General features: G+C 44.7%; 10 protein-coding genes and 1 pseudogene. All 11 read right to left on the bottom strand.

Features of this window, described 5'->3' with window-relative positions; genetic code table 11:
- A pseudogene (locus tag B7C60_RS17835) lies at positions 1-181 on the bottom strand (phosphoglucomutase/phosphomannomutase family protein); the annotation flags it as partial.
- A 46-nt stretch (positions 182-227) separates the two neighbouring features.
- On the bottom strand, positions 228-2,630 hold the full coding sequence (locus B7C60_RS04455) for a glycoside hydrolase family 94 protein (RefSeq protein WP_099610608.1): 2,403 nt from the start codon (positions 2,628-2,630) through the stop codon (positions 228-230).
- A gap of 88 nt (positions 2,631-2,718) precedes the next feature.
- On the bottom strand, positions 2,719-4,635 hold the full coding sequence (locus B7C60_RS04460; protein WP_099610609.1) for a beta-N-acetylhexosaminidase: 1,917 nt from the start codon (positions 4,633-4,635) through the stop codon (positions 2,719-2,721).
- A gap of 4 nt (positions 4,636-4,639) precedes the next feature.
- On the bottom strand, positions 4,640-5,521 hold the full coding sequence (locus tag B7C60_RS04465) for a glucosamine kinase nucleotide-binding domain-containing protein (protein ID WP_099610610.1): 882 nt from the start codon (positions 5,519-5,521) through the stop codon (positions 4,640-4,642).
- Entirely contained in the window at positions 5,518-7,245 is a 1,728-nt protein-coding gene (locus B7C60_RS04470; RefSeq protein WP_099610611.1) for a glycoside hydrolase family 9 protein, read from the bottom strand. The genes B7C60_RS04465 and B7C60_RS04470 overlap by 4 nt, the downstream gene beginning before the upstream one ends.
- A gap of 54 nt (positions 7,246-7,299) precedes the next feature.
- Entirely contained in the window at positions 7,300-8,295 is a 996-nt protein-coding gene (locus B7C60_RS04475) for an ABC transporter ATP-binding protein (protein ID WP_099610612.1), read from the bottom strand.
- Positions 8,296-8,334: 39 nt separating this feature from the next.
- Positions 8,335-9,318, bottom strand: a complete 984-nt coding sequence (locus tag B7C60_RS04480) for an ABC transporter ATP-binding protein (protein ID WP_099610613.1) — start codon at positions 9,316-9,318, stop codon at positions 8,335-8,337.
- Positions 9,319-9,320: 2 nt separating this feature from the next.
- Positions 9,321-10,346, bottom strand: a complete 1,026-nt coding sequence (locus tag B7C60_RS04485; protein WP_099610614.1) for an ABC transporter permease — start codon at positions 10,344-10,346, stop codon at positions 9,321-9,323.
- Between the two features lie 2 nt (positions 10,347-10,348).
- Positions 10,349-11,335, bottom strand: coding sequence for an ABC transporter permease (locus tag B7C60_RS04490; protein ID WP_099610615.1), 987 nt, complete (start codon positions 11,333-11,335; stop codon positions 10,349-10,351).
- Between the two features lie 161 nt (positions 11,336-11,496).
- Positions 11,497-13,167, bottom strand: coding sequence for an ABC transporter substrate-binding protein (locus tag B7C60_RS04495; RefSeq protein WP_099610616.1), 1,671 nt, complete (start codon positions 13,165-13,167; stop codon positions 11,497-11,499).
- 943 nt (positions 13,168-14,110) lie between these two features.
- The coding region (locus B7C60_RS04500) for a hybrid sensor histidine kinase/response regulator (protein ID WP_245868541.1) at positions 14,111-16,656 on the bottom strand (2,546 nt) is incomplete at its 5' end.

The following is a 16,656-nucleotide window of genomic DNA, read 5'->3' on the forward strand; positions in this document are numbered from 1 at the left end:
CAAACCAGCGTCCGGCTTTATCGGATAAAAAACGTCGATCATAGCCAATCACAAATCCAGGCTGAGCGACTTGCTCCGCATTGATAATATTGGCTAGTGCTTGAGCAACTAAACGAACGTTGTCTTTGGTAAACTCTTCACCAATAAAGGCTCGCCAGCCACCAGTACCAAATTGAATCATTTATTGTACTCCTTGTATGGGCGCAGTATCACTGCGCCCAGAATATTTAACCCATAATGACGGTAACGTGATTGATACTGCCGGTCGGTTGAGCGGGGATCTCCTCAACCTCCTGATCATTAAGGATGAGGGTTTGCACGCCTTTACTGACGTTTTGTGGGTTTTCTACTTTGATCTGATAAGTCGCTCCACGCCATTGACGGGTAATTTCAAAGCCAGGCCATGAGGTTGGAATACAAGGATCAATCGTTAAGCTATCAAAGCCACAGCGCACACCAAGCAAATAGTTGGTTGTGGCATAATAAGCCCAACCAGAAGTTCCGGTTAACCAAGGGTGGTTGGCTCTGCCATGATCTTGATGATCGCGCCCCATAATAAATTGCACATAGGAATAAGGTTCAGCGACCCGCGTTTCGATGATGTCATTTTGGTTATAAGGATTAAGGGCATCATAAAACTCCATTGCTCGATCACCACGACCAAGTTTGGCTTCTGCAACCCATGCCCATGGGTTAGGATGTGAGAAGATCGCGCCATTTTCTTTCACGCCTTGATAGACACGAGTTACAAAACCGATGTCATCATTGGGGGTGGCAAAGGAAGGAGCATTAAGGTGTAAACCGTATTGTGAGAACAGATATTGATAAACAGCATCCATCGCTTTTTGGCCGCGCTCTGCGGAAACGGCACCAGATAATACCGCGAGGGTATTGGATTCTAAATGCACTTTTCCTTCTGGCTGGTCGAAGGTGCCAATTTTATCGCCATCTTTGGTTAAGCCACGGATATACCATTCCCCTTGTTCATCCCATAAATGAGTTTCACAAGCTTGGCGAACTTTATCAGCCATGGCTTGGTATTTTGCTATCGCTACATTGTCGCCTCGATAGTTTGCAAGCTCTAAGAATGCTTCTAACGCCCAGAAGTGCAGGAAAGAAACCATCGCCGATTCCCCGCCACCGAGGTTTAAGCAGTCATTCCAGTCTGCACGTAAACCTTTACAAATACCGGTTTGACCCACGTATTCAGCTGAGAAATCAAGAGCGGCCATCATGTGCTGATAGACACTGGCTTCTCCACCATCCGCGTAGGGAATAACTTGGTCAATAAAATCAAGCTCCCCGGTTTCTTTAACGTAATTGAGAATAGTTGGCACGATCCATAAATGATCATCGGAACAGGTATCTTTAATACCGTGGATTTTGTCTTCGTCAGAAGGCGTAGGGACCACCGTGGGTGACTTAGATGGTTTAACATCGGCTTTTTCTGGATCAAACCAGTCGGGATCAAATAAGTGTAACCCGTACCCGGCTTTGACTTGCCCACGTAGTAAATCCACCAGACGTTTGCGTGTCATGGCTGGGTTGGTGTGAGGCACTGAAATGGCATCTTGTGCCGTGTCTCGGTAGCCAAGCCCAGTACGGCCTCCCACTTCGATAAAGGAGGCAAAACGAGACCAAACGACGCAAGTTTCTGCTTGATAAAGGGTCCATGCGTTGATCATGGTATCTAGCCCCTCGTTAGGCGATTTCACTTGGAATTTAGCACAGCGCTCATTCCAGTGAGCTTTGATACCGGCAAAAGCGTTATCGACTTGATTTAAATCTTGATATTTTTTACGTAGTTTTGCGCCATTACCTTTACCGACGCCAAGAATCACGGCAAAACGGACTTTTTCTCCCGGTTGTAGAATAAATTGCTTATGCAAAGCACCACAATGGTTGTAGCAGGTTTGTGCGCTATTAGAGCAGCGTCCCTGTTCAACGGCGATTGGGTTTGCTTCATCTCGATACATACCCAAAAAAGCATCACGTTGACCGTCATAGCTATCGGGATCAAAAGTGGAGGTTAAGTAGTAAAAACCTAAGAAGTCATCGGTGTTGTAGTAAAGATCGTACTCAATGACACCATCAGCATACTCAGTTCCAGCCGAGTATAATGACATTTGATGGTTTTGATTATCAGAAGCAATATGGCTAAAAGAGAACTCTACATAATTGAAAGCACTGATTGTTCGTACTTGATCCGAAGTGTTTTCGATCACCACATCCCAAAGTTCGGCATCTTCTCCTTTCGGAATAAATAGCGTCTTGCTGGCCGTGATGCCGTTGTACTCACATCGAAACTTAGAATAAGAAAGGCCATGGCGAACTTCGTACTTCGCTTGGTCTAAATTTTTGGCGACCGGTTGCCATGAAATTGACCAGCTGTCTCCGGTTTGGTCATCGCGTAGATAGACATAGTGACCGGGACGATCTTGCGTAAAGTTCGGGCGAAACTTAGTGATTCGGTTGTATTCAGGAGAGTGGTAAAACGAGTAACCCCCAGCGTTATGAGAGATCACACTGCAAAATTTTTCTGTTCCTAGGTAATTCGTCCAAGGAGCGGGTACATCCGGGCGAGTAATGACATATTCACGATGTTCATTATCGAAATAGCCGTATTTCATGGTAATTTCCTTTTAAAACAGCGATACAGGGTATCGCTCAATATCGATGCTAGAGAAAACAGGAGAGGGGCAACCCTCTGGTTTCGTTTTATACTTTCCACGGGGCTCGGTAACCAATGCCTTGTTTGTCTAATAAGGGTAAATGTCCTTTAAGACGAGCAAGATAATTGATCCAGTGGCGTTGTGGTTTTTCTGTCCAGCCAGCTTCTGCTAAGGCAGTAAGGCGAGGATAGAGCATATAATCCAAGCGTGATGTGTGATTAACACGTTCACTCCATAAGGCACACTGAATACCTAAAATGCGTTTGCGCAAAGGATTATCGTCAGCAACTTCTGCTAATGGTTCATAGTAATAAGCTCGTTCGAGCGGTATCACGCCAGCCCAGTCAGTGCCTGGTTCTTCAGGAGCGTAGTCTTGTACTATATCGAGATAGGTAAATTGACCCGGTTGCAAAATGACATCAAACCCTTGTTTGGCACACTGCAACGCTGCTTGTTCGGAAAGCCAAGAATAGATAACGGTATCTTTGCTGACTTTATTGCCATGTTGTGCCTCTTCCCACCCCACCATACGTTTGCCTAGTGACTTGAGTTTTTTCTCAGCGTAGCGCAGCAGATGGCCTTGTAATTCTTTGGCGTCTTGATAGCCATGCTCCTTCATTAAGGCTTGGCATTTGGTGCTAGCGAGCCAAACACCATGCGGGACTTCATCAGCGCCAATATGAATAAAATGGCTTGGGAAAAGGGCCGCAACTTCTTCCAGTACCAGATCCATGAAGCGATAAGTCCCGGCCAATGCTGGCGAGAGAACATTATCGGTATAGTATTGGATGCTACGATAAGTGGAGTGATCGTCTTTATCGACTAACCATTCCGGTAATGATTTAATCGCGGCACGGCTATGACCAGGAATGTCAATTTCCGGGATAATCGTAATGCCACGTTTTTCAGCATAATCAATGACTTGTTTTATCTCTTGTTGCGTATAAAAGCCGCCATGTACCTCGGTTAATTTGCTGTATTGCGGTTCAACGGGAAGACCCATCCCGCGCCACGCTCCAATATCAGTTAATTGGGGAAGGGATTTAATCTCAATTCGCCACCCTTCATCATCGGTTAAGTGCCAGTGAAACGTATTGAATTTATAGTGTGCAAGTTGGTTGATGAGCCTTTTTACCTCGTCCACACTGTAAAAATGACGTGCACAATCGAGCATCATACCGCGGTATGAAAAGCGAGGATGATCGACGATACTCAGTTGTGGGAAGGTTAATGCGTCTTGCGTTTTTTTCGCCAGTTGCAACAAGCTGGCGCTAGCATGAACAAATCCTTGTTGGCTATTGGCATCAACAAGAATGCTATCGTGTTCAATTTTGAGTTGATAGCACCCGTTATCAAGGGTTGGATTTAAGCGATAAGTGATAGCAATCGCCCCCTCGCCTGCTAAGGTGAAATGGTGCAAAGAGGTGAGCTCTTCTGTTAGCCAATGAGCGGCGGATTCAGCCAGCGGCGTTTGTATGTCTATTGAGCGGTTAGCCGTAAGATGGCACACGCCTTGCTGTTGCTCGACATGATTGGGGTAGGGAATCAAGCACAACTCAGCAACCTCAACCGCGGGAAGTTCACTGCGTTCTCGGTAGGGCGAAGCCAAAGCAATGGGGGTGACGATGACCGGGTAGCGGGTAATCGGATGTTCATCACTAAGTTGAATAAATGCTTCTTTAATCCCATCACTATAAAAATGGAAAGGGGCCGTTTTTATACAAAATTCACAGTAAAAATGGCTATTAGCTGCCAATGTTTTTTGGTTTGGTAACAGGGAGCAAAAGCTACCAACTTGCTGTAGTTGACCTTGAGTTACGGTGTCGGATTCAATGTAGCGCTCAATAGAAAAATGCAGCGTCCAATGGTGCAGATCTTGATCGCTTAGATTATGTAATGTTAGACCAAAACGGCAATGGGAAGGCTGTTCTGAGAGTACCGCAAAGTCTATTCGATAGCTCATAATTCTATCCTTTATACAAGTTGTGTTCTGGTTTGCCAGCAAACATTAATGCGCCTTCAATCGCATCAAATTGAGCAGGGACAATCCAGTGTTGAACGGGTGGAGCGAGCCAAGTGATGATGCGTTCTGCGATACTGCCCATTAAGCAAAATTGTGAGGCTCCTTTGGCACGCAGTGCAAAAATGAACATTTCGATATCACGAGCCGTTTGTTTAAGAAGCTCCATGGCGAGCGGATCACCTTGCTCGGCAAATAAAAAAACTTGCGGGCAAAATTGACCATAATCTCTGGGTAGGGCGTTCTTAGACCAAGAGACAATCTGGTCAATATCATCGGCAAAATAAGCGAAGATAGCATCACTCAGCGCAGTAGCTGGGCGAATGCCATCATGAATTAAGACCAACTGCTGAATGAGATGCAACCCCATTGCCGCACCGCTCCCTTGATCAGAAATGGGGAACTCACGCCCGCCCACGATATGCTGCTGACTTTGGTGAATGAATAAGCCACAAGAGCCGGTTCCTGCAATGATAATTGCCCCATCGTTACCGTTATGCGCGCCTAGACAGGCACCGTATGCATCGGTATTGAGGGTCATCGAAGCGAATGGATGAGACTGCTGCATAAATGCAAACCAGCTTGTCTGATGCTCGGCACCCGCAAGCGCTAATCCAACATGCATATGAGAAAAGTGTTGCTTATTTAATCCACCTTGTTGAGCTGCTTGGCTAATGGCTGCCGTGATCGACTGCATTGCAGGTGCAATCCCCAGTAAAATATTGGCACTGCCGCTTTTTCCTTCTCCAATGAGTGTTCCGTGTTGATCCCGAATTCTGGCTCGGCACGAGGTGCCTCCGCCATCGATTCCGACGTAATAGCTGATCATTGGTCTGCTCCTGGTGCGGAAGAAAAGTGGACATATTGAGATGTAATCGCTAACAAATACCAAGCCGCATGAGGAATCCATTGTTCTCCCCAACGCCAGTTTTGTAACATGTCATCTTTTTGAGCGATAGGATTAAAGGCAATATCGCTTTCGTCCTCAAAGCCCGCAGTGATGCCATTACAGACGCCTCCTTTTGCGTTAAAAAAACCTAAATGGGGTAGGTAGTCTGGGTTATTTCGACCGTGGCCATCAAGCATACATATGTCGTAAGGATTGAGCCCGAGAATCCAATTGAGAGCATTATTGGCGAAACCGAGCAGCGAGGACTGGGTGGTTTCATCGCTTAAGTAAGGTTGAACAAGGTAGGCCATGGATGCGAGAGAGGCTAAGCGAGCATTTTCACCTTGCCACCAATAACCACTTTCATTGTCGTGCGGCACAAAAAAGCTAGAACGTTTATTCCCTTGAGTATCACAAACGTACTGACGTGGATAACCAAAGGGATTGGCAACTTCTTGTGTGATGGTTAGTTCAAATTGGCAAGCACGCTCGACCACTTGCTGGATAGGCAATTGATGATTTTTGGATGGTTCGATTGCAAGGTATTCACATAATGCGATAACCGGAAGCCCTGCTTCCACAGCATGATAATAAGGACGAGAGCCATTGCTGTTCGCTGACCAAAAATACGCTTGTTGTTCATCACAATATTGTCGAGCAGATAAACGTTTAGCCCAGTCTCGGGCTGCTAATAAGTATGGATCTTGTTGCGTGGTACGATAAAGCTCGCAGCACGCGAGTAAGGCGCAATACTCATCAATGATATTTTCTTGTCCATCATCAAGGTAAGTGAGGTTATGGATTTTTAAATGGTGATACCCCCGTTCTGCCGCAGCAAGGTAGTCTTGACTAGAGTAATCTCCGCTGATTTCTAGCCTTGCTGCGGCCGCTAAAGCAGCGATAGCGATACCACCACCTTGGCGAAAGCCTGCTTGAAACTGCGCTGATTTTAGACCTTTTTGCGTCGAATACGCGCAGATTTCCCGTTGTTTGATCTCTTTACTCCATTGGTCAAAGACGGTCATGTAAAAAAAACCCTCGGCGTTTTGCATTCGAACCAGAAAATCAGCACCAAACAACGCTTCTTCCATGAGGCGAGTGCGAGGGAAAGCGGCAAAACCCGAGTGATGGTTTAAAATCGCTAACCCTTTGAGCATGTTCCAAACCACCATCGGTGTTTGCTGTGGGTTCAAATAGTTAGCGTAAGAAAGGTGACTTAAGTATTTACTTACGTCACCAGAAGCATCGTACCAACCTCCATGCACATCGGCAGTGGTGTGAGTGCCTAGAAGTGGTACGTGCTTATCTTGCTTATCAAAAATGCCGGAGCATCGTTGCGATTTAAAATAATGCAGCACATCTGAAAAGGTCGATTGCATCAGCAACCCTTGCTTGATCACAAAACAAGCAGATTGCGTTTGCTCAAGGCGGAGATAATATTGCCCTTCTTGAGTGATATAAGAAAAGTCGAGTTGATAGAAATCACCATGATGCCAATGATCAACTCGTCCACCTATTTTGATAGCTATACGAGCAACAGTTTGGTGACTGTGCGCGCATATCAAGCTAACTTCTTTGCTTGATAAACTTGAGTCATCAGCCAGTAATACCGCTTGTTTGGGGCCAAAAGTTTCGTAGCCAATATGGTTGATGAGCAATTGCATTTTACTTCTCCGCACTTCACACAAAAGAGCGCTCAGTGAGCTGAGCGCAACGTGTTATTTTTCATACAGGTAACAACGGACAAAATGGTTGTCCGACAATTGAGTAACCGGTGGCAAAGCTTCTCGACACTTATCGCTAGCATGTAAACAGCGACCGGCAAAAGGACATCCGAGTGAATCTGGCGTCCATAGTGGGATTTCTCCTTTGTTTCCTTTTAATTTCTCATGGATCGATTTTTTCGGATCGGGCACCGCAGAGACAAGCAATTGAGTATAGGGATGTTGTGGATCATGAATGATTTCATCGGTATCTCCCCATTCAACCATGTGGCCCACATACATCACAGCAAGGTCTTCTGCGATATAGCGTGCTGTTGCGATATCGTGTGTGATGTAAAGCAGAGACATCTGTTTTTCAAACTTCATCTCTTCCATCAGGTTGAGCACCCCTGCGCGGATCGAAACGTCTAGCATTGACGTCGGTTCATCTGCCAGTACAACTTCTGCGCCGACCGCGATATTACGAGCTAAGTTAATCCGCTGTCGTTGTCCCCCTGAAAGTTGATGGGGGTACTTCTCTGCGGTTTCTTTAGGAGGAATCAAGCCAACTTGCTCGAGTAGGTCATAAACCCGTTCTTGCAACTCTTTTTTATTGCCCGGGGTTACCTTTTTATGGATCAGTAACGGGCGAGCAATATGGTGAAAAATGGTGTGTGTAGGGTTGAGTGATCCAAAAGGATCTTGCCATACCATTTGTACACCTTCCCGATAGTGCATCAGTTCTTTGCGGGATTTGATGCCTAATATGTTCTTGCCCTTATACTCAATTGATCCAGAGGTTGGAGCGTACATTTTGGCAATCATTTTAGCGGTGGTGGATTTACCTGAGCCGGACTCACCAACGACCGACAAACCACGACTTTTGTACATTTTGAATGATACGTCGTTAATTGCACGCATCATGGGTTGTTTTAGTGCATTGCTGTTGATTGGGAAATCTTTGACTAAGTTTTTCCCTTCCATTAACAGCTCACCTAATGCTTTACTCATAATTGTCTCCAGAAATACGGTGATTACCTGCGTCGCAGCCTACAGTTTTACTTGGGTTATCGGTTCACCATAAAGGTGGCAGTTTGAGAACCGATTAGGCTCGATCTGGCGTAACGTTGTGGGCACTTTAGTGCAGGCTTCATGGACACGATCACAGCGAGCCTGAAAGCGACAACCTTCCGGTATTTCAAGTAAATTCAATGGGTTGCCTGGAATCCCGGTTAGTTTTGTTTTGGGCCCGGTTAATGGAGGGAAGGAACTACCCAAACCTTTGGTATAAGGGTGATACGGGTTTTCCAAGATCTGTTTAGATGGTGCAACTTCGATCAGTTCCCCAGAGTACATGATGCCAATACGATCAGAAAACTCGACCATCAATGACAGATCATGGGTAATGAATAAGATAGAAAATCCAAACTCCTCTTTTAGGGCGTAGATCTTTTGCAATATTTCCCGCTGAACCACCACATCTAATGCAGTGGTTGGTTCATCCATAATGATCATCTTAGGGTTTAATGCTAGCGCAATTGCAATCACCAGGCGCTGGCGCATCCCGCCTGAGAATTGGTGTGGATAGTCATTTAAGCGACTTGGATGAATATCGACAATTTCGAGTAACCCCTCTGCTCGCCGTTTCGCTTGCGCACGAGTCATAGAGGTATGACGCATAATCACATCACAGAACTGTTCTTCCATCGTGAGCACTGGGTTAAGTGCGTTCATTGCACTTTGAAAGACCATCGACATTTCGTTCCAACGGAACGATTGCATACGGTCATCACTATATTTCAGGATATTTTCACCGTTGAAAATGACCTCGCCTCCGGTAATAAATGCGGGCGGCTTATGTAAACGCATCAGAGAGAAGGCAACGGTGGATTTACCACAACCAGACTCTCCCGCGAGGCCAAATACTTCCCCTGGAGCAATATTAAAACTCACGTCGTTACAAGCGCGGACATCGCCGGCATCAGTAATATAGTCAACGCAAAGGTTGCGGATTGAGATAAGTGGTTCAGTCATAATTATTTGTCTCCGCTCCAAATAGCTGGTTGAGGTTCTAGAACTGGCTTACGCTGACGTTTGTCTTGTTGAGCCAGTTTTTTCCAGCGTTTCATTCCTTTGTGAGAACGTAATTGTGGGTTGGCAATTTCATCAACCGCAAAGTTCAGCAGCGCTAAACCTGTCACCAGTAAGGTTAAGGATATACAAGGTGCTAACAGTTCCCACCAAGCGCCAATTAGCATGGAAGATGAGGTTTGTACGTTATATAGCATGATGCCCCAGCTAATGGTGTTTGGATCGCCTAAGCCAAGGAAGGAGATAGTGGCTTCCATCATGATGGCGTACATGACCGATCCAATAAAGCTGGCTCCCACAATCGAAATCAGGTTAGGCAGTATTTCGACAAAAATGATTCGCCAAGAAGATTCTCCTAACACTTCAGCGGCTTTCACAAACTCTTTTTCTCGTAGTGCCATGGTTTGGGCTCGGACAACCCTTGCCCCCCAAGCCCAGGAGGTACAGCCGATGATCAGCGCAATGGTTAATGGCCCCGCTTGACCGATGAAGGCAGCGACCACAAATAACAATGGATATTGCGGGATAACCAACATAATGTTCATTGCCGCGGTCAAGAAGTCATCAATTTTACCGCCAAAATAGCCAGCTGAAACACCGATGACTGTCGCAAGAAAACAGACGGTCATCCCTGCACCGAAGCCGACCGCAAGAGACACTCGAGCGCCATAAGCAACTTGAGACCACACATCACGTCCCATTCGAGTTGTTCCTAACACGTGATTTTCTTTTTTCGACATGGCTAATTTTCGACGATCATTGCCCAAGTTTTCAGCCACCCAGCCATCCGGGTTTGCTTTGGCTGCTTTTACCACAAAGCTTGGATATTCATGGGGATTACCCGTGCGCTTATCAGGCGCATGTTGTGTAATAAAAGGTGCAAATACCGCCATTAATAAGAATAAACTGAGTATTGTTACGCCAAGCATCGCCATTCGATTGCCGCGCAGTAGTTTCCATAGTGCTTTCATAATTATTTGCCTCCCTTACGTAAGCGAGGGTCGAGCACAACATAGAGCATGTCGGCTAGAAGGTTAAAGAACAGCATAAAGAGGGTCATAATGATGAGCTGACCTTGTAGGACTTGATAATCACGTGATGTGATAGCGTTAAACAGTACGGTGCCAAGACCGGGGTAGTTAAAGATAATTTCAATGATCAATTGGCCACCAATCGACATACCCAAAGACATCGATAATGCCGTGACACTCGGTAGCAGTGCATTACGAGCCGCGTAGTTGAAGACTACTCGGTTTTCGCTTAGCCCTTTTCCTTTCGCCATCGTGATATAATCTTCGGCGAGTAAGTTGATCATGTTGTTGCGCATGTTGACCAAAAAGCCACCAATTTGCACAATGGAAGCACAAAGAAGGGGGAGAACAGCGTGATAGCCGACATTTTTAATAAATTCCCAGCTGGTCCAATCGGGTAGGGTTCCGGGAGTATAAGCATAGCCGGTTGGAAACCATCTTAATCCGATGGCAAAAGTGAACATGGCCAGCATCGCAATAACGACTTGTGGCACGGCTTGAATGACCAGCATTCCCGGCGTGATAAACGTATCGTAGTAGCTACCTCGTTTCCATGCTGCAAAAATGCCAAGAATTGAGCCAATCGAAAAAGAGATGATCACGGCGGTACCGGCTAAAAACAGAGACCACCCAAAAGCGCTAGCCAATAATTCATTGACACTTAACGGATAAAATTTGATTGAAGTCCCAAGCTCCCAGCTGAGGATGCTCTTCATATAAGTAAAATATTGCATCAAGATAGGCCCATCAACGAATCCTAGCAGTTGGCGCATTGCTTCGATTCGTTCAGGCGTTACTTGTGTTGTTGCGTGTGCGAACATCATGGTAACCGGATCACCCGGCATTGCTCGCGGTATAATAAAGTTTAGTGTTGCTGCGACCAGCAACGCGGCAAAATAGAACGACAAACGTCTTAAAAAATAACCCATAACTTACACCTTACTCACCCAGTTTTCCTGATCTTTCATTCAGGCCGCTCCTTGCGAAATTAAGAGCGAGAAATCCCCTGACGACATGCGCCATACTTACAATGGATAAGCGAGGGGGATTTTAAATCGCGGCGTAACGGGTACGCCGCTGGAATAAACGTTTACTTAACTGGTTTTAAATCCAGTACGTGAAGTAGACGTTCTGGGATACCAGCCCAAATACTTGGACGGCCCTTAGGATTTTCTTCGTTCCACCATCCAGTAAAGCGAGTGGTGTTATATTGATACATCCAAGCACCAGACAGCACTGGAATCGTGACTTGATTTTCTGCAATGATTTTCTGGATACCATGAGCAATTTCTAGCTGTTCATTCTTATCCGCAGTTTTGTAGAAGCTATCAAGTAAACTATCCAGCTTACTGTTGGTGAAGTAGTGCATCGCAAAGCGAGGCATGCCATCACCTTTTTGTAAGGCTGAATTGTAAGCACTGTTCCAATACGTGTATGGATCTGCACCGTGGAAATAGTTGGTGTAAGCCACATCGTAATCACCTTCTAACATTGCTTGGTTATACACAGCAAATTCAGGTGTACGAGCGCGAGCTTTGATGCCGACTTCTTGTAATTGTTCAACGGCGAGCTGAACGGTATTGTTGAAATCAGTCCAACCGTTTGGTGATTGAATCAAGAGTTCAAAAGATTTTCCTGATGGGGTTTCTACGTAGCCATCACCATTGATGTCTTTAAAGCCCGCTTTAGCAAGCAATGCTTTTGAGCCATCAACGTTATAAGTATTGAACCCTTTGTATTTATTGTGAACTGCTTCGTCTGACCATGATTGGAACGCATAACCAAGCCCTGAAGCAAAGTCGTTGACTGTGCCACCGCCATAGAACGCAATATCAATGATGGTTTGACGATCCAGTGCCATAGAGAATGCACGACGGAAATCAACGTTAGTCAGTGCTTCTTTCTTCGCTGGATCTGAGTTTTTGAAGTTGACCATAAATGCTTGTGTACCGGCTGCAGGATACCAGTAATGGTGTTTTGGACTTGCGGCCGCGTAAGTACGATCAATGTCTGGTACAAAAGAAGAAGTCCAGTCTAATTCTGAGTTAACAATCTTGCCCAGCAATTGGTCGTTATTAGCAATTTGTGGTACGCGTAGACAGTCTACTTCTAAGTTTGCGGCATCCCAATAATTTGGGTTACGGCACTGGATGTAAAGCTGTGGAGTAAAGGTGTCGATCTCAGTAAATGGGCCAGTACCTACTGGATTTTCGTTCGTAAAGGTTGCAGGATCTTTGACTTTTTTCCAAATATGCTCTGCGACGATTGGCACCTGAGCAATTTCATACGGTACGTTAGAGTTGGCTTCACTTAAACGGAAACGTACTTTGTAATCATTAATTTTTTCAATGCTGGTTACCCATTTATTGATACCGCGCTGATCAAGTTCTGGTTTCTTTTTGAGTAGGCCAAATGAGTAAATAACATCATTTGCACTGAATCCTTTACCATCTGACCATTTCACGCCTTTACGAATATCGAAAGTAACGCTCATTAAGTCATCTGACATCTTAAAGTTTTCTGCCAAGCGCATGACAGGCGTATTGCCGTGCATTTCATTAAAAACCACTAAAGGTTCATAAATAAAATCAGTGGTAGTACGTAGGTTAGTTGCTAGGTAGGGGTTAAAGTTACGCACCATAGTTGGATAGAAATCTGGCACGATGGTCAGCTCACTACGCGCAAGCGCTGGAGCGGAAACACTGCTGGCAGCGGCAATAACGGCTGCGGCTAGTGCTGTTTTTTTAATATTGGCAAGCATAGCTGTTCCTTACTATTTGCTTTCATTTCACAAATGGATATGAATGTCATCATTGGATTAACACTCGCAATGACCTACCTCATTATATTCATCATGCCGGAGGAGCAAGATGGAATGAGTGGCCTGTAGGCCGTTGACAAGACTAAGGAAACACCTTGTGGGGAAAATTATCAATTTCAATTCTCGTTAAAAATGTCAAAAACACCCATTGTCTCGTCATTTTTGTTAAAATTTGTTTTTTAGGCCCTTTTGAGTTTGAAAAATGAACGGTGAGGCGGATCACGTTCTTCCTATTATTACATTAAAATAGTGAGTGCTCGCTATCATTTAAATGTTTTTAAATGAAGGGTTTTTATTTTTTTTAAGATTATTGAGATCTTGCTCACTACCGGATAAAACGGAAAGTTTTAGCCGGAAAATAAATCTGGCAAATTGTTGTGATTATCATCGCAAACCTTAGCGATAAGTGAAGCGTGAGCAGCCTTGACAATATTTTTCTATCAAAAATCACCAGTAAGCGAGGTTTTGGTCTAAACATAAAATGCCGGATAAGTGAGTTTTTTTGCTCTGTAAATCAAGGTGCGTTGGTGTGTTATTGGCATGATGAAAACCCCTAGCAAGCCTCAAAGCAGAGGATGTATGTTTGAGTCCGCTGTACCGAATGAATAAAGCATGATTTGATCATGCTAGTGAGGTTTAGGGCAAGGAAGGTATTAGACGGGACAATATAAAAAACCCGTTAAAACGGGTTTTTTAGGTCGACTGAATTAGGGGGCAGTTGATCTTTTGAGCTGATTGTTGCAGCCGTTTGTGCTTTCTTTATTCAAGGCAGAGACATTTAAAATGTCGTTACTCTACCTGATGAGAAGTCGATAACGCCGTAGCAAGTAGCCGCAAACGCTTTTATCTCGAACGAAATTTAATCGCGAAAGGTCAACAAACCCTAGTCACTGGTTAATAGTTTTTGCAGTTTATCGCGTTGTACCTCGATATAGGTTCGTTCTGGACTTTGTTCTTTACAATGTTCCAGAATATAGTCTAGTGAGTTAAGCACCGTGCGCCAGCGAGGCGTTTTAGGCAGGGTTTCAATTCTTAGGTATTTATCTAATGTGCGGGTTTGCAAGGTACTACGGTCTAAATAAACACGCCATAACCCACTTTGTTCAGCAAAGGTAAATTTACTTTGCCCCGTTGCTTTTTCCCAGTAATCAAGTGCACTGGTCATTGCTTCAACCAGCACTGAGCGCATTAAATCTTGTTTAGATTGATGCTCTCCCGCTACTTTTTCTGCAATACGGGTAAATTCTCCACCGAGTTCTTTTAATTGTTGGAGTTTGTCTTTATCACCCTCAAAGGCATAGCTAGATAAGGCCTCTACTGCGGTTTCTAAGTGATGGATTCTTGTTGCATTGACATTGTTTCCAATATTAAAGATATACATGGCTTTAAACCCAGAGCCTTCAGGAAGACGCAGAATATCGGCTGAAATATGTTGCCTAATATCATCGACATAGATATCAATGTTTCCACAGTAATGTTCTTGCTCGACCAGTAAATACTTTGCTGCAATTAACTCTTCAGCATCTGAACGCTTGAGCTGTTCCTGACTGCGTTTAAATAGTCGAGTTGCCGCTTCATTAGCAAAGCGAATTTTATGATCATCGCGTAGACACAAAATAGCTTCTGGTGCTGAATCGAGCTGCTCTAATAATCGGCCCTGAGTTTCAAGTAAGCTCGCTTCAACCATTGCTCTTTGTTTTAGCTCTTTTTGCAATTGCGCATTTTCGATGCGTCTTTTTTCTGCTTGGCTTGCTGTTAAATGGGCTTGAATACGAGCGGCCAGCTCTTGTTTATTGAAGGGTTTTGATAAGTAATCATTAGCACCCACGTCAAACCCTTTGAGGCGATCATCGTTTTGATTGAGCGCTGTGAGCATAATAATAGGTAACTGCGCATGATCGTAATGTTGACGTAGCTGTTCGCATACTTGGTAACCACTCATACCGGGCATCATAATATCGAGTAATAAAAGCGCAGGTTGATCGTGTTCAACGGCAGATAATACATCATGACCGTCTAAAACCGTTTTCACGCGGTAGCCTTCTAAGCGTAAAAAGCTATCTAGTATGCGTAAATTGACCGGTTCATCATCAGCGACTAATAACAGTGGCCCGTCAGGATTTTCAGGAAGATGGTGTTCATCGTCCTGCTCTAACTCGGTAAACTCTGGAACTTGAAAGTGTGCGATTTGAGTTCGTTGCACATGTTCTATCTGTTCTTGTGTTGCGAGTGGTAGTGTGAAACTGAATGTCGTACCGACCATGGGTTGACTGCTGACGTATAACGAGCCATGCATCAGTTCAATTAACTGACGGCTGATCGATAGCCCTAAGCCAGCACCTTGGCGATAACGGCTACTATCGTGCCCTGCTTGAATCAACGGCTCAAAAATATGCTCTAGCTGTTCGGCTGGAATGCCTTGCCCTGTATCCACGACTTGTACTCGAACATGATCTTGCAACTGAGTGGCAGAAATGACAATTTTCCCTTCAGAGGTATATTTAATCGCGTTGCCAATTAAGTTATATAACACCTGTTCAAGGCGTTGAGCATCAGCCGATACCCAGACGGATGTTTCAGCGACTTGGTTAATAATTCGAATTTGTTTTTTGCCCAATAAATGGCTAGAAAGCTCCAATACTAAGCGAGTGGCACTGGCGAGATTGACGGCTCGATAATCCATGTCTAAATGACCATAACGCATTTTATGGTAGTCCAAGAGATCATCAACCAAGCTTGCCAGTCGTTGTCCGCTACTGATAATGATATCGAGTTGATATTTATGTGCGGCATTGATTGGACCATTGGCCCCAGAAATTAATGCTTCAGCAATACCTATCATGCCATGTAATGGGGTTCGGAGTTCATGCGAGGTGGTGGCAAGAAACTCATCTTTAAGTTTATCGGTTAATTGTAATTCGTCGTTTTGTTTGCGAATAACTTGAATGTTATTTTCTAACTCAATATTTTGCGACTTAATAAGCTGGATTTTTTCTCGGATAGAACGTTGCATGCGTTCAAAGCTGACAGCCAGTCGGCCAATTTCATCGCGACGTTGAGTATTGATGATCGCTTGATCGAGATCGCCCGCGGAAGCACGCTCTGCTGCCCATGTTAACTTTAATAAAGGCGCGGTGATAAAGTTGGATAAATAATGAGAAGCAATGACGACTAAAATCGTTGCAATTAACATGGCGACAATAAATAATTTTTCTAATTGACGAACTCGAGCAAATGCTTCTTTCTCGGCAACTTTAACCACAAGAGCCCAGTCTAAATCTTTAATTTTTATTGGCGCATAAGCGGCTATGTATTTTTCACCCAAGGTGTTTTTATAGGTACCTACCGCTCGTCCGCCCGCCAGTGCTAAATCGATCACATCAGCACTGGTATCAATATCGCTTTGATTGTTACCGAGAATACGAGAAT

It is taken from the genome of Vibrio fujianensis (assembly GCF_002749895.1).
GTDB lineage: Bacteria > Pseudomonadota > Gammaproteobacteria > Enterobacterales > Vibrionaceae > Vibrio > Vibrio fujianensis.